Source organism: Campylobacter sp. 107, assembly GCF_002383835.1.
In the GTDB taxonomy this organism is placed as follows: Bacteria; Campylobacterota; Campylobacteria; order Campylobacterales; family Campylobacteraceae; genus Campylobacter_D; species Campylobacter_D jejuni.
Genome location: NZ_NXBA01000027.1, coordinates 85,947 through 105,999, shown reverse-complemented (window position 1 = coordinate 105,999; position 20,053 = coordinate 85,947). Strand labels below are relative to the sequence as shown.

The following is a 20,053-nucleotide window of genomic DNA, read 5'->3' as shown; positions in this document are numbered from 1 at the left end:
ATCAAATAAAAATATGTAAAATTCGCTAAACTAAGGGATGAGAATTAATGGATTTTAAAAATATGCTTCATCAAATTGGGCAACTTTATCAAAATTTAACTCGCAAGCAGCGTATAGTGATTGCTGCATCTATTATAGTTGTGGTTGGGTTTTTGGTTTTTTTAGCTTTATTTCGTGGAAGTGGTAGCAATGCAAATAATGGATATGCAGTTTTAGTTGAAAATGTAAGCCCAAGTTCTTCTGCTGCAATTGTAGCTAAACTTGAACAAAATAATATTCCCTATAAATTAGAAAGTGAAAATAAAATTTTAGTTCCACAAGATCAGGTTTATCGTCAAAGAATGTTTATTGCAAGCGAAGGTCTTATAAAAGATAGTCGCGTGGGTTTTGAAGCTTTTGATACTCAAGCTTTTGGAGCTACAAATGAAGAGCAAAAGGTAAAATACCAAAGAGCCATAGAAGGCGAACTTGCAAGAACTATTGAGACTTTAGAACCTATTCGTAGCGCTGTTGTACACATAGCATTTCCTAAAGATAGTGTTTTTACCGAAAGGCAAATTCCGCCTACAGCTTCAGTTGTTGTTAATGTTCGCGAAGGCTTAAAGCTTACTAGAAAACAAATTGATGGTATAAAAAATATTGTTTCAGCGGCAGTTCCAAAACTTACTAAAGAAAATGTTAAGATTAGTGATCAAAGTGGTGTGCCTTTAGATGAGCAAGAAGCATATGAAGATGACTTGGTTCGTGCGCAAATTAAATTTAAAAGTGATCAAGAAAAAGCTTTAGAAGATAAGATTATAGAAAATTTAGCTCCTTTTGCAGGTGGCATGGATAAAGTAAAAGTGAGTGTAAATATAGATTTTGATTTTTCCAAGCAAGAATCTCAAAGTGAAATTTATGATCCAAATCCTATAGTGCGTAGTGAGCAAACTTTAAACGAGGAAAGAACAGGTAGAAAGGATCCAGAAATTCAGGGTGTTCCAGGTGCTGTTTCTAATATAGGTCCTGTTGAAGGACTTGACAATAAGGGTCAAATTGACACTTATAAAAAAAATCAAGTTACTACAAATAATGAACTTTCTAAAACTATCACAAATACCAAAAAACAATTTGCAACAGTTTTACGCACTTCAGCAGCTGTTACTATAGATGGAAAATATCAAGATGTGGTTGATGAAAATGGGGATGTGAAAAGCGAATATGTCCCATTGACTAAAGAAGAGCTTGCAAGTGTTGAGAGTATAGTTAAAAATACTATTAATTTTAGCGCTACTAGAGGTGATAGTGTTGTGGTGCAAAATTTACCATTTCATCGTGAGTCGATTAGAGTTGAGAGCAAAGTTAAAACTTTTTACAATCGTTTTGTTGAGCCATTTATTCCGCCGGTTAAATACTTTATTGCAGCGATTTTACTTTTTATTTTTTACAAAAAAGTTATTGCTCCATTTACTCAAAAAATGCTTGAAGATGTCGCAGCGCAAGAAGAAATGCAGCAAGGTCCAAATGCTGTTTTAGATGATGCTGAAGATGCTTTAGAGAAATTTAATGCAGCAAGGAAAAAAGTTGAAGAACAACTTGGTTTTGGGGATAACTTCAATGAAGATTCTATCCAGTATGAGGTTTTGCTTGAAAAATTGCGTGGTTTGGTAAGTGATAAAGGTGAGGAAATTGCAGCACTTTTGCAAAACTTAATTCAAAATGATAGCGAATTTGGCGAAAAGGATATGTGATGATAAAGCTAAGTGAAGAACAAAAAATGGTCTATGATGATTTATCGATGCCTGAGAAGGTAGCGATATTTCTTATACAACTTGGCGAAGATGCAACCACTTCTGTGTTTTCACATATGGAAATTGATGTAATCACAGAAATTTCACGTTATATTGCTATGGCTAAAAATGTTGATAGATCTGTAGCTACTGCAGTTTTAGAAGAATTTTACACTCTGCTTCAATCAAATCAATATATTAAAAGTGGTGGTTTGGAATATGCTAAAGAAATACTTTTTCGTACTTTTGGACCAGAGATTGCAAATAAAATTCTTGAAAAACTCACTAAAAGTATGGAGAATAATCAAAATTTTGCTTATTTGGCGCAAATTAAACCACAGCAACTTGCAGACTTTATTACCAAAGAGCACCCACAAACCATCGCTCTTATTTTGGCACACATGGATTCTATTCATGCGGCAGAAACTTTAGAGTATTTTAGCGATGAATTAAGGGCTGAGGTGGTTATAAGAATGGCAAATCTTGGTGATATTTCTCCAAGTATTATTAAAAGAGTTTCTGCAGTGCTAGAAAGCAAGCTTGAAAGTCTTACCTCTTATAAGGTTGAAGTGGGCGGCCCAAGAGCAGTAGCAGAAGTGCTTAATCGTTTGGGTCAAAAAGCAAGCAAATCAACCATTACTTATATTGAACAAAGTGATGAACGCTTAGCAGAGACTATTAAAGAGCTTATGTTTACTTTCGATGATATACAAAAACTTAGCACTCAGGCTATAAGAGAAATTTTAAAAGTAGCCGATAAGCGTGATTTAATGATAGGTTTAAAAGGTGCAAGTGAAGAGTTAAAGCAAAAATTCTTAGCCAATATGTCTACGCGTGCAAGCGAAGCTTTTCTTGAAGAAATGGGTTTTTTGGGTGCTGTGCGTGTTAAAGATGTTGAAGATGCACAAAGAAAGGTTGTTGAAGTGGTGCAAAAACTTGCAGAACAAGGTCTTGTTCAAACAGGCGATGCGGATGAAATGATAGAGTAGGTGAGAGATGGTTAATCGTAGCAATGTAATTTCTGGTGGGGCTTCTGATCAGCATGTTGTTGAAGGATATCGTTTTAAAGTTATTTCAGAATTTGATAATCATACAGGTGAAAAAAAACATACTCAAACTCCAGATGAAGAAAATACTAATATATCTTTAAATGACGAAAAACCAGTCGAAGAAAATCAAGTCATTGCCTCTACACAAGCTGTTATGGAAACTCAAATTCCAACATTTCAACCAAGCTTTGTTGAAGATTTACTTAAAAAAACAGATGAAATGTCAAGCAATATTATTAAACTTCAAATGCAAATAGAAAGCCAAGAGAATGAATTTAATAACCGCTTAAATTCAGAACTTGAAAATGCTAAAGAAAAATTTACCAAAGAGGGTTATGAGAAAGCAAAAGAAGAATTTCAAAAGGAATTGAGTGATTTTAAAGATAAGTATTTAAAAAGTATAGCCAAACTTGATAATGCTTGCGAAAATCTTGAAAATTTCATAGAAAAAAATGAGAAAGAATTAGCAGATACTGCTATAGATATCGCTAAAGAAGTAATCTTAAAAGAACTTGAACTAAATTCAAGTAAGATAGCTTATGCTTTGGCTAAAGATTTAATCGGTGAGCTTAAGGGTGCTAGTGCAATTGAGCTTAAGGTTAATGCAGAGGATTATGAGTATTTAAAAGAGCAATTTGATCAGAATGCTCATATTAAAATAAGTCTTGATGATGCGATTAGCAAAGGAAGTGTTGTTATTATAAGTGACGCAGGCAATATAGAATCCAATCTTAACTCTCGTCTAACTAAAATTAAAAAAATGGTGAATAATGAGTAAAAAATTTGCCCATACTCAAGAAGAGTTAGAAAAGCTAAGTTTAAAAGAATTAGAAAATTTAGCAGCATCTATGCGTGAAAAAATCATACAAGTTGTGAGTAAAAATGGTGGGCATTTAAGTTCAAATTTGGGTGCTGTAGAACTTAGTATAGCAATGCATTTGGTTTTTGATGCAAAAAAAGATCCTTTTATTTTTGATGTGTCGCATCAGTCTTATACACACAAGCTTTTAAGCGGAAAAGAAGAAATATTTGATACTTTAAGACAAATCAATGGTTTAAGTGGTTATACAAAACCTAGCGAGGGAGATTATTTTGTAGCAGGGCATTCTAGTACCTCTATTTCTTTGGCAGTAGGTGCTTGTAAGGCTATTGCTTTAAAGGGTGAAAAGCGTATTCCTGTTGCTTTGATTGGAGATGGTGCTTTAAGTGCGGGTATGGCTTATGAGGCTTTAAATGAATTGGGTGATTCTAAATTTCCTTGCGTAATACTTTTAAATGATAATGAAATGAGTATTTCAAAACCAATTGGAGCAATTTCAAAGTATCTTTCTCAGGCTATGGCAACGCAGTTTTATCAAAGTTTTAAAAAGCGTATTGCTAAAATGTTGGATATATTACCTGATAGTGCTACTTATATGGCTAAGCGTTTTGAAGAGAGTTTTAAACTTATTACTCCTGGGCTTTTGTTTGAAGAATTAGGGCTTGAATATATAGGGCCTATTGATGGACATAATTTAGGTGAAATTATTTCTGCATTAAAACAAGCAAAAGCTATGCAAAAGCCTTGTGTGATACATACTCAAACCATAAAGGGTAAAGGCTATGCTTTAGCCGAAGGAAAACATGCTAAATGGCACGGGGTGGGAGCTTTTGATATAGATAGTGGAGAGAGTGTTAAAAAAAGTGACACTAAAAAATCTGCTACTGAAATTTTTTCTAAGAATTTGCTTGATTTAGCCTCAAAATATGAAAATATTGTTGGGGTTACGGCGGCTATGCCAAGTGGAACAGGTCTTGATAAGCTTATAGAAAAATATCCAAATCGTTTTTGGGATGTGGCTATTGCAGAACAGCATGCAGTAACTTCTATGGCCGCTATGGCAAAAGAAGGATTTAAACCTTTTATTGCAATATATAGCACCTTTTTACAGCGTGCTTATGATCAAGTGATCCATGATTGTGCGATTATGAATTTAAATGTGGTTTTTGCTATGGATAGGGCAGGGATAGTAGGCGAAGATGGGGAGACGCATCAAGGTGTTTTTGATCTTAGTTTTTTAGCTCCTTTGCCAAATTTCACTCTTTTAGCCCCAAGAGATGAACAAATGATGCAAAATATAATGGAGTATACTTATTTACATCAAGGACCTATTGCTTTTCGTTATCCTAGAGGGAGTTTTATTTTGGATAAAGAATTTAATTCTTGTGAGATAAAACTTGGCAAGGCACAATGGCTTGTAAAAAATAGTAGTGAAATTGCTTTTTTAGGTTATGGACAAGGTGTAGCAAAAGCGTGGCAAGTCTTAAGAGCCTTGCAAGAAATGAATAATAATGCTAATTTGATCGATTTAATTTTTGCTAAACCTTTAGATGAAGAGCTTTTGTGTGAGCTTGCTGAAAAAAGTAAAATTTGGTTTATTTTTAGTGAAAATGTTAAAATTGGTGGTATAGAAAGTTTAATTAATAATTTTTTACAAAAATATGATTTGCATGTAAAAGTTGTTAGCTTTGAATATGAAGACAAATTTATTGAACATGGAAAAACAAGTGAGGTGGAAAAAAATCTAGAAAAAGATGTCAATAGTTTGTTGATGAAAGTTTTAAAATTTTATCATTAAATAATAAAAAATATTATTTAATATAAACTTCTTTTAATAAAAATTTTATTATTATTTTTACTTAAAAAAGCAAGGAATAAATAAAATGGAATTACTACAAATGCTTAAAAAACATGAGTTAAAAGCTACTCCGCAAAGACTATGTGTTTTAAAAATTTTAAAAAGACATGAGCATCCTAATATTGATGAATTATATACAGAAATTAAAAAAGAATACCCTTCAATATCTTTAGCGACGGTTTATAAAAATCTTAATACTTTACAAGAACAAGGTTTAGTTGTTGAAATCAATGTTTTAAATCAAAAAACTTGTTACGATATCTATGAAGAAGAACATATTCATGTTGTTTGTACCAAATGTGGTGGTATAGAGGATTTAAGTTTTAAAGATGCTAAGCTTTATGAATATCAAGAGCATTTAGAAAAAAAGATAGGCAATCTCGTCAATCATCTGTCTGTTTGTGCTTATGTTGATAGTTGCAAAAAGTGTCATTAAGCAAAATAAGGTTAAAATAACCCATATATTTTAAGGGTTATTTTAATGGTTTATGAAATTCAAAAAAACTTTTTACTATCTGATTACACTCTTTTAGAGAATTTAAAAAAAGATAATATACCTTTTCGAAATTCTAAATTTGAAACTTTTTATACTCAAATAACTTCAAATCATAGTGTTAAATTTCAAAGTTTTTGCAATGAATTTTATAAAATTACAAAATTTAATAATTCAATTTTAGAACAGAATCAAGAAGAGAAAATTTCTAAAAAAAGATTTGAAAAAGCTCGAAAAAAGATTATAGGAAAGAGCATTAAAAAAGAGCGCTTCGAATTTAAATTTTGCTCTTTAAAAAGTTATATTGATATTTATGAAGAGCCTAAAATTTGTATTTTAAAAATATTTTTTCCAACTTTGGATAGTTCCAATGAATTTAAAATTCCTAAAGATTTTAAAATTCAAAAAGAATTACATCATGATTTAAATTCTAAACATATCGTTTTATATGGTTTTGAATATCAAAATTTTGATATAGAGAAATATTTTAAAATTATAGAAAAAAATCAGAATTTTAGCTTGGATTTTCCAAATTATATTAATGCTTATGATGGATTTAGAATTTTTTTATTTTATTTATTTAAAAAATTAAAATTTTATTGGACTTTATCTTTAGAGAGAAAAGATAAGCAAAGTTTATGTGAATTTTTATTTTATTCAAGAAGCTTGTATATAGTTTTATCAAGTATGAATACTATTTTAGATAAAAATTTGAGTAATATTTTGGCTTTAAAGTTTAAAGATATAACGAAAAAAACTCAAGATATTTTAGCAAGTGAAAATTCAAATCAAGATTTATTACTATTTTTAAGCGATGAAAAAATCCAAGATTTGTTTAATGATTTTGATTTTTTCATAAAGGAAAATTCTTTTTATGAAGGTGATTGCAAAGATAGGTTTTTTAAACAACTTGTTGCGTTAGAACTTAGAAAAAAAATTATTTTATTTAGAAAAAATATACTAAAAAATTTTGATTTAGAGCTTTTTGAAAATAGTTTTTTTGAATTGGCAATATTTTTAGAATATTTTTATCGTTTTTTAGAGATAAAAAATTTAAACAAACTTTATGAAAAATATTGCAAAGATAGGGATAAAAATATTTTTTCCAAAATAATCAATAATAAAAATAAATTTTGTAAATTGCTTAAAAAATCAAGTAAAAATTTGAAAATTTACAAAGGATAAAAATGCAAAAACAAGAAAAAATTATAGAAATGTTTAATCAAATTGCACCTACTTATGATAAGGCGAATAGAATTTTAAGCTTTGGAGCCGATGTGGCGTGGCGTAAAAAAGCTTGCCAAAGAGTGATGAGTTTGTATTTAAAAAAAGATTTAAAAATCGCTGATATTGCCTGTGGCACAGGGGATATGATAGAGATTTGGCAAGAGAGTGCTTTAAAAATGGAAAAAAATATTCTAAATATTAAAGGTATTGATCCAAGTAGTGGCATGCTAAATGTTGCAAAAGAAAAATTTCCAAATGTCGAATTTATAGAAGCAGGGGCGCAAAATTTACCTTTAGAAAGTCAAAGTTTAGATATTTTAAGCATTAGTTATGGCATTCGCAATGTTGTAGAAAGACAAAAAGCCTTAAGTGAATTTGCTAGAGTACTTCAAAAAGATGGTATTTTGGTAGTTTTGGAATTTACAAAAAGAGAAAAGGGTGGATTTATAGCAGCTTGTAGAGATTTTTATCTTAAAAATATTTTACCAAGTATAGGTGGGATAATCAGTAAAAATAAAAGTGCTTATGAGTATTTGCCAAACTCTATTGAAGGATTTTTAAGTAAGGAAGAGTTCATCTTAGAACTTAAAAATGCTGGTTTTGAAATACTTGATTATAAAAGTTTTAGCTTTGGCGTGAGTTCAATGTTTATAGCAAAAAAACTATGACACCAACAGAATTAAATCTTAAAGCAAAGGCTTTATTAGAAACACATTTTGATGATATAGTTTTAAGTGGAGAAATTTCAAAAATTACTTTGCATGGTTCAGGGCATTGGTATTTTGATTTAAAAGATGAAAGATCAAGCATTGCTTGTGCTATGTTTAAAGGAGCTAATTTAAAAGTCGGATTTAAACCAGCTGTGGGGAATTTTTTAGAGCTTTGTGGAAGTGTAAGTTTATATCCTGAAAGTGGTCGTTATCAATTTATCGCTACTAGTATGAAAAAAGCAGGTTTTGGGGATTTGGAAGCACAGTTTTTGGCTTTAAAAGAGCGTTTGCAACAAGAAGGACTTTTTGATCCACGCTTTAAAAAATCTTTGCCAAAATTTCCTAAAAAAGTAGGCATTATCACTTCAAAAACTTCTGCTGCTTTGCAAGATATGTTAAAACTTATTCATCAAAAAGAATATTTTTTGGCAAAAATTTATATTTTTGATGCTTTAACTCAAGGAAATAATGCTCCTTTTTCTCTTATACAAGCTTTAAAAAAAGCCGATGATATGGATTTAGATGTTCTTATTATAGCACGTGGTGGAGGAAGCAGGGAAGATCTTTTTTGTTTTAATGATGAAAATTTAGCAAGAGAGATTTTTAAAGCAAAAACTCCTATTATTTCAGCCATAGGACATGAGATTGATTATGTTATTAGTGATTTTGTTGCAGATTTTAGAGCTCCAACGCCTTCAGCTGCTATAGATACTTTGTTTTATTCTAAGTTGGATATAGAGCAAAGTTTGGATTTAATGGAAGAAAAATTAATGCAACTTTGGAATCATAAAATACAAAATTATGAAAATTTACTTTTAAATTTAAGCAAATTTTTCAAATTTAATTCTTTGCCAAAAATAATAGATGAAAAAATAAAACAAAGCTATAATATAGAAAAGCAATTAAATCATCTATTGGCAAATCAAATGCGTTATAATGAATTAAAATTAGATAAATTGCAAAATGCTTATTTGCAACATGAGAATTTTTTTAATAAAAGCAAAAAGTTTATTTGTATCAGAAAAAATGGTAAAATAGCAAATTTAGAAGATCTTAAGAGTGATGATATCGTTATTTTAAGTTCTCAAACTTCTCAAAAAGAAGCAAAAATTTTATAAGGATAGATTATGAGAAAAATCAATTTCAGTGCAGGGCCATCGACTTTACCTTTAGAAATTTTAGAGCAAGCTCAAAAAGAACTCTGTGATTATCAGGGTAGGGGTTATTCTATAATGGAAATTTCTCACCGCACAAAAGTATTTGAAGAAGTGCATTTTGGAGCACAAGAGAAAGCTAAAAAACTTTACGGGTTAAATGATGATTATGAAGTATTATTTTTACAAGGTGGAGCAAGTTTACAATTTGCTATGATTCCTATGAATTTAGCTTTAAATGGGGTTTGTGAATATGCAAATACAGGAGTTTGGACAAAAAAAGCGATTAAAGAAGCGCAAATTTTAGGTGTCAATGTTAAAACCGTAGCAAGTAGCGAGGAAAGTAATTTCGATCATATTCCTAGAGTGGAATTTAGTGATAATGCTGATTATGCTTATATTTGTTCTAATAATACTATTTACGGCACTCAATATCAAAATTATCCTAAAACTAAAGCTCCTTTGATTGTGGATGCATCGAGTGATTTTTTTTCTAGAAAAGTAGATTTTTCAAATATTGCTCTTTTTTATGGCGGAGTACAAAAAAATGCTGGAATTTCGGGTTTAAGTTGTATTTTTATCCGTAAAGATATGTTAGAAAGATCTAAAAATAAACAAATTCCTAGTATGTTAAATTATTTGACTCATGCTGAGAATCAGTCCTTGTTTAACACGCCTCCAACCTTTGCTATTTATATGTTTAATCTTGAAATGGATTGGCTTTTAAATCAAGGCGGACTTGATAAAGTACATGAGAAAAATTCTCAAAAAGCTGCTATGCTTTATGAGTGTATTGATTTAAGTAATGGATTTTATAAAGGACATGCAGATAAAAAGGATAGATCTTTAATGAATGTGAGTTTTAATATTGCTAAAAATAAAGATTTAGAGCCTCTTTTTGTAAAGGAAGCCGAAGAAGCTGGAATGATAGGACTTAAAGGACATAGAATTTTAGGAGGAATTCGTGCAAGTATTTATAATGCGCTTAATTTGGATCAGGTAAAAACCTTGTGTGAATTTATGAAAGAATTTCAAGGAAAATATGCATGATAAAGCGTTTTGATGAGTGCGATAGAATGTCGCAAATTATTGTTTTTGATAAATATTTTAAGACTGCAGGACAAGTGGCTTTTGAACCTAGCGGAGATATTAAAAAACAAACCAAAGAAGCACTTGCAGAACTTGATGCTTTGTTTGAAAAAATAGGTGCAAGCAAAGGAGATTTGATTCAAATTCAAATCTGGTTAGCTAATATACAAGATTTTGATGCAATGAATGAAATTTATGATGCTTGGATTAAAAATTATCCTAAACCTGTTAGAGCTTGTGTAGGAAGTGCTTTAGCAGAGGGTTATTTGGTAGAAATTCAAGCTTTTGGAAAGCTAAGAGAGAATTAAAAATTCTCTCCTCCAAATTTTAAAAGCGCAGATCCCCAAGTAAAACCACCGCCAAAAGCATCTAGTAAGATCAGATTTCCTTTTTTAAGTCGACCTTCTTCATAGGCATCATTCATTGCCATAGGTATAGAAGCAGCTGAAGTATTGCCATATTTTTGTACAGTGATCACACATTTTTCGTTGCTTAGATTGAGTTTTTCTTGGACGGCTTTAATGATACGTAGATTAGCCTGATGAGGAATAAAAAGATCAATTTCTTGTGCTAAAATGTTATTTTTAGCTAAAATTTCTACAACATCATTACTAAGCGTGTTTACTGCTATTTTAAAAACTTCATTGCCTTTCATTTGCATAGAAAGTGTTTGACATAGGTTTGATTTTTGCGATCTTTGAGTCATTAAAAGATCTCCATAATTACCATTGCTTGCAGTATGTACATCAAGGATATGATTTTCATTGTCCAAACTTACAACTCCAGCACCTGCACCATCTCCAAAGAGTATGCAAATGCTTCTGTCATTGTAATCCATAATTGAACTTGTTTTTTCAGCTCCTATGATTAAAACATTTTTTTTCAAACCACTTTCTACTAAGGCTTTAGCTTGTTCAAGCAAATAGATAAAACCAGAACAAGCTGCTGAAATATCAAAAGCACTAATATTTACGAGTCCTAAATTTGAAGCAATTTTACAAGCTGTTGAAGGCATAGTAAAATAATCAGGACTTAAAGTGGCTACGAGAATAGCATCAATATCTTCAGGTTTTAAATTTGCTCTTTCTATGGCTTTTAATGCAGCTTTTGTGCCCAAATCACTGGTATTTTCATTTTCATCGGCAATGCGTCTTTCTTTAATACCTGTGCGTCTAGTGATCCATTCATCGGTGGTATCTACCATTTTTTCAAGATCAGCATTGCTTAAAATTTTTTCTGGAATATAAGAAGCTATGCTTTTAAGACCGGCTTTAAGCATTGTATTTCCCAAGTTCATTTTCTATAAGTTCATTGATATGAGATTGGCTAAAATTTATAGCTTGAAAAATTGCATTTTTAATAGCTCTAGAATCGCTTTTTCCATGACTTATGATCACGCAGCCATTAACTCCAAGAAGGGGTGCTCCGCCATATTCTTGCCAATCTGTGTGTTTTTTTAATTTTTTAAAAGATGGTTTCATAAGTAAAGCACCTATTTTAGAAATAAAAGATTGTTTTACTTCGTTTTTTAGAAGTTGAAAAATAGCTGTTGCTACACCTTCGCAAGCCTTTAAAATAACATTTCCATCAAAACCATCACAGACTAAAACATCTATTTCGCCATTGAAAATATCTCTACCTTCAGCATTACCTATAAAATTTGGAATTTTTTTCATAAGCTGATGACTTTCTTTGGTAAGTTCATTGCCTTTGCATTCTTCTTCACCATTAGAAAGTAAAGCAAGGCGTGGTTTTCGAATTTGCATGATTTCTCTAGCATAAACTTCACCCATTATGGCAAATTGAAATAAATTTTCAGCTTTACAATCTGTATTAGCTCCAACATCCAAAAGTAAAGTTCTGTTAACGATATTTGGCATTAAAGTGGCAATAGCGGGTCTTGAAATACCTTTAAGTCTTCCAAGCTTTAAGGTAGCCAAAGACATACTTGCTCCACTATGACCCGCTGAAACTACAGCATCTACTTTTTTTTCTTTTAATAAATTAATAGCTTTGTATATGGTTGTTTCTTTATTTTTTAAAGCATCTGTGGCATTTCCATTCATCGAAAAAATTTCACTAGCTTCTTCGTATTGTATATATTGTTCTAATTTTTTTGGTATTAAAGGTTTTAGAATTTTAGAATTTCCCACTAAGATAGCGTTAAAAGGTTTTGTTTCTAGTGCCTTTAAAACGCCTTCTATAATGGGTTTTTCTCCAAAATCACCACCCATTGCATCAATGGCAATGTTAATCATTGATTTTAATATTCCTTAGTTGTTGGATTCGCACGGTGAGGCATTTTGTAGCTTCCATCTTTGTCTTTTATAGGCATAGGAAGACTAACTTTATAGTGAGTTCTGCGTTTAGCTGCACGAGTTTTGCTCACTCTTCTCTTTGGTACTGCCATTTTTTCTCCTTTATAAAATTTAATTAATTATTTGCAATTTATGCAATAAAAATAATCACTCAAATAAGCTTCAAGCTCGCTGATAGCAACTTCTATTAAATCAATATGTCCATCGAAAAATTCTATAGTATTGCTCAATTCGTTTGCTTCATCTTTAAAAATACCATCACTTGCAAAAAGTTCTAAATTTTCTTTAATTTCAAGTTCTAACTCAGTTCCACAACTATCACAAGGTCTATAGATAAAACCTTGCATAATAGCATTTATTTTAACAAGCTTAGGATTTATTTTTACTAAATTTCCCTCAAAAATAATATTTTCAAGATTAAGTTTAAAAGGATATTCCTTTGTATTAATCTTAGAAAAAGGGATTTTCATTTAGCAAATTTCATTTGGTTTAAAGAAAAATTCAATTTCTATTTTTGCATTTTCTAAGCTATCGCTTCCATGAACAGCATTAGCGTCAATACTCTCAGCAAAATCAGCCCTAATTGTTCCTGCTTTAGCTTCTTTAGGATTTGTTGCTCCCATTAAATCTCTATTTTTCAATACAGCACCTTCTCCTTCTAGTATAGAAACAACAACAGGACCGCTAATCATAAATTCAACCAAGTCTTTAAAAAAAGGTCTTTCTTTGTGAATAGCATAAAAATTTTCAGCTTGTTCTTTGCTAAGTTGAATTTTTTTCATTGCAGCGATTCTTAATCCATTGCTTTCAAAACGATCTAAAATTTTTCCTATAACACCTTTTTTAACAGCATCAGGTTTAATTATAGATAAAGTTTTTTCCATCTTTATAATAACTCCTTATTTTAATAAAGCTTAAAATTATACTTGAATTTGTTTAAAGAAAGTTAAATTAAATTAAAAAGCTAGGAATCTCTAGCTTTTTAATTTTTTAAAATTATGCAAAAACTGGAGTGTCCCCACTTCTCATATCAGCACCAATATTATCACGACTTGGTTGTCCTGATTCTACAGCACTCCAAACTATACATCCATCTGTTGGACAAGCACTAGCACAAGCTGGTTGATCATTATGTCCTACGCATTCAACGCATTTGTTTGCATAAACATAATATCTATCTTCACCTTCTGGATTGTTAGCATCATCAACGATAGCACTCACTGGACACTCATCAATACAAGAACCACAAGCAATACATATATCTGTAATTTTTACAGCCATTTTTTCTCCTTTTTAATATTAAGATTTAAAAGATTTTAGCATAAAATTCTTAAATAAGGTAAATTTTTGATTATCAAAAATTTACCTTATTTGATAATAATTATAACTTTCTTAAATTTTTAATATTATCTTAGATATTTAAAAAAAAATAAAGATTTAAACGATATAATTTCGTTATCAATAAAATTTATTATTTAGGAGAAAATATGATAGTTACTAAAAAAGCTTTAGATTTTACTGCTCCAGCGGTATTAGGAAACAATGAAATTGTTCAAGATTTTAATCTTTATAAAAACATAGGTCCAAAAGGAGCGGTAGTATTCTTTTATCCAAAAGATTTTACTTTTGTTTGTCCTTCGGAAATTATAGCTTTTGACAAAAGATATCAAGAATTTAAAAACCGTGGCATTGAAGTAATTGGAATTTCAGGAGATAATGAATTTTCACATTTTGCTTGGAAAAATACTCCGGTAAATCAAGGTGGTATTGGTCAGGTTAAATTTCCGCTTGTTGCTGACTTAACTAAGCAGATTGCTAGAAATTTTGATGTACTTTATGCAGAAGCAGTTGCCCTTCGTGGTTCGTTCTTGCTTGATGCTGATGGAACAGTTCGCCATGCTGTGGTTAATGATTTACCACTAGGTAGAAATATAGATGAAATGTTGAGAATGGTTGATACTATGCTTTTTACAAACGAGCATGGTGAAGTTTGTCCTGCAGGCTGGAATAAGGGTGATGAAGGTATGAAAGCTAACCCTAAAGGCGTGGCTGAATATCTTGGTAAAAACGAAGCTAAACTTTAATTTCTTAGTATAAAGCCTCTTTACGAGGCTTTTTCTTTATTTTTATTCTTTAATTGAAATTCATAAATTTTCTACTATAATTTTACATACATATTAAAATTTTTACTTAGGCTAAAATATGGCAGGCGAAGATCAAGAAAAAACAGAAGAACCCACGTCCAAAAAGATAGAAGATGCGCGTAAAGAAGGTAATGTTCCAAAGTCTCAAGATGCGGCAGCTATTGTAACTTTGATAATTGGAGTAACTATAACTTTATTTATGATGAGTTTTATGGGCGAGAGAATTGTAAATTTATATAGATACTATCAAAGTTTTATTGGTGTTGAATTTGATTTGCGTATTATTCAAGCCATTATGATTAAAAGCATTTTTGAGGTTTTAATTATTCTTGCACCTATTGTTTTAAGTATTATGATTGCTGGGGTTTTGGGAAATATTATGCAATTTGGTTTTATTTTTACAACCAAACCTATTATGCCAAATTTAGGAAAAATCAATCCTTTGAAAGGTTTAAAAAACCTTTTTTCATTGAAAAAAATTGTTGAAAGTATAAAAATTATTTTAAAAGTGGGTATTGTTTTTACTATAGCTTTTATAGTTTTGCTTAAATTTATGCAAGAGCTTCCAAGAGTTGAGCTTTATACTATGGTTGCACAGCTTACTTGGCTAAGAGATAGGGCTATTGTTTTAGCAGCTATTGTTATAGTTGCTTTTTTAATTATTGCTGTTTTAGATGTTTTTTTGGTGCGTTTTCAGTATTTTAAAGGTTTGCGTATGAGCAAACAAGAAATAAAAGATGAATATAAACAAATGGAAGGAGATCCTCAGGTTAAAGGTAGAATTCGTAGACTTCAAATGGAAGCTGCCCGTCGCCGCATGGTTCAAGATGTTGCAGGTGCGGATGTAGTGATTACAAATCCAACTCATTATGCCGTAGCTATTCGTTATGATACAAGTAAAGAACAAGCTCCTAGAGTTGTTGCCAAAGGAGTGGATTTTCTCGCACTTCGTATAAAACAAGTAGCCTATGAAAATAATGTTGTAGTTTATGAAAATCCTCCTTTAGCAAGGGAGCTTTATAAAGCTTGCGATGTTAATGATCTCATTCCTAGGGAAATGTTTAAAGCTGTAGCTGAGGTGCTAGGATTTGTTTATAATACAAATAATAAGAGTCGTTTAGCTGGTCAAGTAAAAAAAGGAAACTAAAACTTTTAAGGTGTTTTAGTTCCAATTTTATTGATAAGTTCAAGAACTGATTTTTGAGTGCTTGTATCTGCCGTATCGACTTTAAAATATATTTCTACTCTATTATTTTCTAGAGCTTGTGGATTTCCATTGATGGGATTATTAAGCCCGTAGCTTTTAATGCTAATATTTTTCAAATTTGCTCCACCTTCTATAAAATATTTTAATACATTTTCCGCTCTTTGGTAGGCGAGTTCATAACTTCTTATAATAGAGTCGCTATTGTCTGTATAGCCTCTAATTTCTATTTTTGCTTGAGGTGGCAAATATGTTGTTAGCTCAGCCATACGTTTTAAATAATCTTGTATATCAGCTGAAACGATTTGAGCACTACCTCTTTCAAATTCAACTTTAGATGGAAGGTTAAGAGCAACCTGATTATCGCTTTGATCTAGAGCTGCTTGAAGACGTTTGATAGTTTCTTGCTGTGTCATAGTCATTTGTTTTAACGATTTGAGTTCATCGCTTTCTTCTTTTGCTGCGCCTTTATATTTTTCTTGGGTTTTACTCTCTTCTTTGACTGTTTGAGTAGAGGTGTAATCAAAGATTTTAACAAATTCAGTTTTTAAAGCCTCTACTTTAGCAGGATTTGTTTTAGAAATTGCCCAAAGAGCAATAAAAAGTGCCAAAAGCAAACTTAGAAAGTCTGCATAAGGCACAGCCCATTTTTCACCTGCTGGACATTCTGGGCATTTATGTTTTTTAGCCATTTTTAACCTTTGTCAAATTGTGAAATTCTTGGATCATCGTGACTTAAGAAGTTAAAAAGTTTAGCTTCTAAATCTCTAGGATTGGCACCTTCTGCAATTCCTTTTATAGCTTCAGTAATAACAATTTGCTCTTTTACAAGATCCATTCCATTAGCTTTTAATTTTTTCCCCCAAGGAGCAAAAAGTGCATAAGCGCCAAAAATTCCCGTAACTGTAGCTGTGAAAGCACCTGAAATACCTGCTGCCATTGCTTGAGGATTGTCTAGTAATTTAAGAGCTAAAATAAGTCCAAAAACCGCTCCAACAAGCCCCATGGTAGGACAAGTCTCTCCAAATACTATCCAATATTCTGCACATTCTTTATAATGCTCTTCAAGTTGTTCAGTTTGTATTTCCATGCTTTCATGAATTTCTTCAAAGCTTTTACCATCTACAAGCATCATCATAGCATTTTTTAAAAATTCATTTTCAATCTCACTGGTTCTTGATTCTAACGCTAAAAGACCATCTCGTCTTGCAATAATAGCAAATTCTATTAACTGGGCTATCCTTTCGGGTAAATTTACTCCAGAACCTTTAAAAACAACTTTGAGTTCTTTGTAGGCTGCTTTTACAATTTTTTTATGCGTAGAAGTCATTGCGCAAAATGCAGCTGTTGGCATAACTATGAGAAAGGAAGAAAGATGCACAACATGCAAAGGATTGCCTCCCTCTAGTATATCTCCTACCGAAATACTAGTAACTGCAAGCACCATTCCTAATATGGTTGAAAGATCCATTAATTATCTCCTTGATTATTTTAAATCGCCCCAATTTTTGGCGATACTTGAACTTGTTTTTAATTTTACTTTTAATTTTACTATATTTTCCATAATATCTCTAGTTTTTTTTACAAAATTTTCACACAAATCGTCTTTTACTTCAAAAATTAATTCATCGTGAATTTGCAAAATAAGCTTTTTGTCTTCATTTAATTCTTTATTGATTTCTAGCATTGCAAGTTTGATTACATCAGCCGCTGAGCCTTGTAAGATTGAATTAATGCTTTCTCTTTCATACATGGCAATTTGCATAGGTTTTGCGTTTTCAAAATCAAAATAACGCTTACGACCGCTTAAAGTAGTGATAAAGCCATTTTGTTTAGCTTCATTTTTAACTGTTTCAAAATATTTTTTAATACTAGTAAAATTTTCAAAATATTTTTCTATGTAAGATTTGGCTAAATGAGCTTCTATTTTTAAATTTTGACTTAAAGTTTTATAGCCCATGCCATAAATAAGTCCAAAATTTATACTTTTTGCAACACTTCTGGTTTCATAATTGCTTTCTCCAAAAATCATTATAGCTGTTCTTGCATGTATATCTTCATCGTTGGCAAAAGCATTTAAAAGTTTTTCATCTTCGCTAAAATGTGCAAGCATTCTCAGTTCGATTTGAGAATAATCAAGAGAGATAAAACTAAATCCATCTTTAGCTACAAAGCAAGATTTATAATCTTTTGCGTATTGTCCGTGTGCAGGAATATTTTGCAAATTTGGATCCTTAGATGAAAGGCGTCCTGTAGCGGTTCCAGTTTGTAAAAAACTTGAATAAATGCGTGAATTTTTATCTTTTAATGCTAGTTTTAACAAAGGTTCGCAATAAGTGGAATAAAGCTTGGCAAGTTCCCTATAATCTAAAATTTTGGTAATCGCAGGATGTTTATCTAAAAGTGCATTTAAAACTTTTTCATCGGTAGAATATCCTGTTTTACCTTTTTTTCCACTTGGGAGTTTGAGTTTTTCAAAAAGTATATCACCTACTTGTTTAGGTGAATTTAGGTTGAATCTATCCTCACAAAGAGTATAAATTTCTTCACTTAAATTTTTGATTTCATTTTCAAATTTTTTCATAAGGATTTCAAGTGCATTTGTATCAAGCTTTATGCCATTTTCTTCCATCATCATAATGATTTTAATGAAATCAAATTCACAGTTTTTAGCAAGTTCTAATAAAGGAGTTTCAAGATTTTTTAAAAAATAAAGATAAAATCTTAAAGTGATATAAGCATCTTCTGCAGCGTATTTACAAGCTTTTTCAAGTTCTACACTTGCAAAATTTTCTCCTTTTTTAACAAGGCTTTCAAAATGCAAGGTTTCGTAATTAAAAAGTCTTAAGGCTAAATCATCCATATTTACTCTTGAAGAAGGATTTTTAAGCCATGCCAAAATCATTGTATCTGCGTATTTTTGAGGTAAATTTAATCCAAAATTGTTTTGAATGATTTTAAAATCATATTTGAGATTGTGCCCTATAACAAAATGATTAAAGATTACTTCTATAGCTTTTTTGGCACTTTGCAATGAGATTTGCTCACCTACTCCAAGATAATTATGAGTTAAAGGCACGTAAAAGGCTTCATTTTCATTCATGCAAAAACTAAAACCAACAATTTTTGCTTCTTTAGTATCAAGTCCTGTGGTTTCGGTATCAAAAGCAATAATACTTTCTTTATCAAGGGTATTTAAAATTTCAAAAAGTTTGTTTTCATCTTGTACTAAAGTGGCTTTAAAACCTAAATTTTTATCTTTATTATCAGGATTTTGACGCAGTTTTTTAAGCAAAGTATTAAGTTCGTAATGTTCTAAAATTTCAAGTATTTTTAAAAGAGGTTCTTCATCAGGATAAGTGGCTTTTTCTATGAGATTTTGTACTTCTAAATTGTCATACAAAGAAGCTAATTTTTTGCTTAAAAATGCATTTTCCTTACCCTCTAAAAGCAAGTTACGACTTCTTTCGTTACGTACTAGGGTTAAATTTTCATAAATTCCCTCTATGCTACCAAACTCATCAAGCAAGGTTTTAGCTCCTTTTACACCTATACCTTTAACGCCTGGAATATTATCAGAACTATCCCCACAAAGAGCTAAAAAATCTCTGATTTGATTAGGTTTTACTCCGTATTTTTCTAAACACGCTGCTTCATCATAGTCGTTTTTAGAAATAGGACTGTAAATGCTTGTTTTACCATCTTTTATGAGTTGATAAAGATCTTTATCTTGAGTGATAATGCGTACAAAAATATCCCTATCTTCACAAGTTTTTACAAAAGAAGCGATGATATCATCGGCTTCATAACCTTCTTGAGAAACGCTTATAAAACCCATTTTTTCTATCATCTTTATGCAAATTGGAATTTGTTCTAGAAGTTCAGGCGGTGGTGGAGTGCGATTTTGTTTATAGTTTGGATCAATTTCACTACGAAAAGTTTTTCCTTTGGAATCTAATGCAAAAACAATATAATCACTTTTATATTCATTTTTTAAGCTATAAATAAAATTTGCAAAACCGCTAATCATTCCACTAGCTTGTCCTTGTGAATTTTTAAAACCTTTTAATGCGTAGTAAAGTCTGAAAAAAAATCCAAAAGTATCAATAATAGTTAAAGTTTTCATAATAATTTCTTCTTTTGATAAAATATATTTTTTGGTTATATTATTTCAAAATTTTGCTTAAAATGTCTCGAAATTTAAAGATATTTAAGCGA

The 20,053-nt window shown here is 30.9% G+C and carries 21 protein-coding genes; 12 read left to right on the top strand and 9 right to left on the bottom strand.

Going from position 1 to position 20,053, the window contains the following annotated elements; genetic code table 11:
• The first annotated feature begins 47 nt into the window (after positions 1–47).
• The 10 genes from fliF (at position 48) to BGS40_RS04870 (ending at position 10,477) form a co-directional block, all read left to right on the top strand.
• Positions 48–1,730, top strand: coding sequence for a flagellar basal-body MS-ring/collar protein FliF (gene fliF, locus BGS40_RS04915; RefSeq protein WP_002859425.1), 1,683 nt, complete (start codon positions 48–50; stop codon positions 1,728–1,730).
• Positions 1,730–2,758, top strand: coding sequence for a flagellar motor switch protein FliG (fliG, locus tag BGS40_RS04910; RefSeq protein ID WP_002854670.1), 1,029 nt, complete (start codon positions 1,730–1,732; stop codon positions 2,756–2,758). The genes fliF and fliG overlap by 1 nt, the downstream gene beginning before the upstream one ends.
• A gap of 7 nt (positions 2,759–2,765) precedes the next feature.
• Complete coding sequence (gene fliH / locus BGS40_RS04905) at positions 2,766–3,596, top strand: flagellar assembly protein FliH (protein ID WP_002858748.1); 831 nt, start codon at positions 2,766–2,768, stop codon at positions 3,594–3,596.
• Positions 3,589–5,436 (top strand): 1-deoxy-D-xylulose-5-phosphate synthase, encoded by a 1,848-nt coding sequence (dxs, locus tag BGS40_RS04900; protein WP_096738454.1) that lies wholly within the window; start codon positions 3,589–3,591, stop codon positions 5,434–5,436. Before fliH ends, dxs begins: the two co-directional genes overlap by 8 nt.
• Before the next feature lie 85 nt (positions 5,437–5,521).
• On the top strand, positions 5,522–5,932 hold the full coding sequence (gene perR, locus BGS40_RS04895; protein WP_002876900.1) for a peroxide-responsive transcriptional repressor PerR: 411 nt from the start codon (positions 5,522–5,524) through the stop codon (positions 5,930–5,932).
• A 45-nt stretch (positions 5,933–5,977) separates the two neighbouring features.
• Positions 5,978–7,174, top strand: a complete 1,197-nt coding sequence (locus tag BGS40_RS04890) for a hypothetical protein (RefSeq protein WP_096738453.1) — start codon at positions 5,978–5,980, stop codon at positions 7,172–7,174.
• Between the two features lie 2 nt (positions 7,175–7,176).
• Positions 7,177–7,884: a bifunctional demethylmenaquinone methyltransferase/2-methoxy-6-polyprenyl-1,4-benzoquinol methylase UbiE gene (ubiE, locus tag BGS40_RS04885; RefSeq protein WP_002859428.1), complete on the top strand. Its 708-nt coding sequence runs from the start codon at positions 7,177–7,179 to the stop codon at positions 7,882–7,884.
• Complete coding sequence (gene xseA / locus BGS40_RS04880) at positions 7,881–9,044, top strand: exodeoxyribonuclease VII large subunit (RefSeq protein ID WP_057096003.1); 1,164 nt, start codon at positions 7,881–7,883, stop codon at positions 9,042–9,044. The genes ubiE and xseA overlap by 4 nt, the downstream gene beginning before the upstream one ends.
• A 9-nt stretch (positions 9,045–9,053) precedes the next feature.
• The gene (serC, locus tag BGS40_RS04875; protein WP_052782119.1) at positions 9,054–10,130 is read left to right on the top strand and encodes a phosphoserine transaminase; all 1,077 of its coding nucleotides are present in this window, start codon (positions 9,054–9,056) and stop codon (positions 10,128–10,130) included.
• Positions 10,127–10,477, top strand: coding sequence for a RidA family protein (locus tag BGS40_RS04870; protein WP_002872424.1), 351 nt, complete (start codon positions 10,127–10,129; stop codon positions 10,475–10,477). Before serC ends, BGS40_RS04870 begins: the two co-directional genes overlap by 4 nt.
• Here the strand turns inward: BGS40_RS04870 and BGS40_RS04865 are convergent.
• The 6 genes from BGS40_RS04865 to BGS40_RS04840 all read right to left on the bottom strand — a co-directional run bounded on the left by BGS40_RS04865 (position 10,474) and on the right by BGS40_RS04840 (position 13,768).
• Positions 10,474–11,448, bottom strand: coding sequence for a beta-ketoacyl-ACP synthase III (locus BGS40_RS04865; RefSeq protein ID WP_087695665.1), 975 nt, complete (start codon positions 11,446–11,448; stop codon positions 10,474–10,476). The two genes, BGS40_RS04870 and BGS40_RS04865, sit on opposite strands and share 4 nt — an antisense overlap.
• Complete coding sequence (gene plsX, locus BGS40_RS04860) at positions 11,441–12,427, bottom strand: phosphate acyltransferase PlsX (protein ID WP_052782121.1); 987 nt, start codon at positions 12,425–12,427, stop codon at positions 11,441–11,443. Before plsX ends, BGS40_RS04865 begins: the two co-directional genes overlap by 8 nt.
• A 5-nt stretch (positions 12,428–12,432) precedes the next feature.
• Positions 12,433–12,579, bottom strand: coding sequence for a 50S ribosomal protein L32 (gene rpmF, locus BGS40_RS04855; protein WP_002858674.1), 147 nt, complete (start codon positions 12,577–12,579; stop codon positions 12,433–12,435).
• A 27-nt stretch (positions 12,580–12,606) separates the two neighbouring features.
• Complete coding sequence (locus BGS40_RS04850; RefSeq protein WP_052782122.1) at positions 12,607–12,957, bottom strand: hypothetical protein; 351 nt, start codon at positions 12,955–12,957, stop codon at positions 12,607–12,609.
• On the bottom strand, positions 12,958–13,371 hold the full coding sequence (gene ndk, locus BGS40_RS04845; RefSeq protein WP_002936946.1) for a nucleoside-diphosphate kinase: 414 nt from the start codon (positions 13,369–13,371) through the stop codon (positions 12,958–12,960).
• Between the two features lie 112 nt (positions 13,372–13,483).
• Complete coding sequence (locus BGS40_RS04840; protein ID WP_002854354.1) at positions 13,484–13,768, bottom strand: DUF362 domain-containing protein; 285 nt, start codon at positions 13,766–13,768, stop codon at positions 13,484–13,486.
• Positions 13,769–13,974: 206 nt separating this feature from the next.
• On the opposite strand from BGS40_RS04840, the gene BGS40_RS04835 reads away from it, so the two are divergent.
• Together BGS40_RS04835 and flhB are read left to right on the top strand one after the other, a co-directional pair.
• The gene (locus tag BGS40_RS04835; protein ID WP_002854219.1) at positions 13,975–14,571 is read left to right on the top strand and encodes a peroxiredoxin; all 597 of its coding nucleotides are present in this window, start codon (positions 13,975–13,977) and stop codon (positions 14,569–14,571) included.
• Positions 14,572–14,689: 118 nt separating this feature from the next.
• A complete protein-coding gene (flhB, locus tag BGS40_RS04830) occupies positions 14,690–15,778 on the top strand; it encodes a flagellar biosynthesis protein FlhB (RefSeq protein ID WP_002857279.1) in 1,089 nt (362 codons plus the stop codon).
• Positions 15,779–15,783: 5 nt separating this feature from the next.
• On the opposite strand, the gene motB is transcribed toward flhB, so the two are convergent.
• From motB to polA, 3 genes are read right to left on the bottom strand one after another with little or no spacing between them, the layout of a single operon-like run.
• Positions 15,784–16,527: a flagellar motor protein MotB gene (gene motB, locus BGS40_RS04825; protein ID WP_002861111.1), complete on the bottom strand. Its 744-nt coding sequence runs from the start codon at positions 16,525–16,527 to the stop codon at positions 15,784–15,786.
• A 2-nt stretch (positions 16,528–16,529) separates the two neighbouring features.
• Positions 16,530–17,306 carry a flagellar motor stator protein MotA gene (gene motA, locus BGS40_RS04820; protein WP_002858693.1) on the bottom strand — a complete coding sequence of 259 codons (777 nt, stop codon included), beginning with the start codon at positions 17,304–17,306 and terminating at the stop codon, positions 16,530–16,532.
• Between the two features lie 15 nt (positions 17,307–17,321).
• Entirely contained in the window at positions 17,322–19,961 is a 2,640-nt protein-coding gene (polA, locus tag BGS40_RS04815) for a DNA polymerase I (protein WP_002868167.1), read from the bottom strand.
• Positions 19,962–20,053 lie beyond the last annotated feature (92 nt).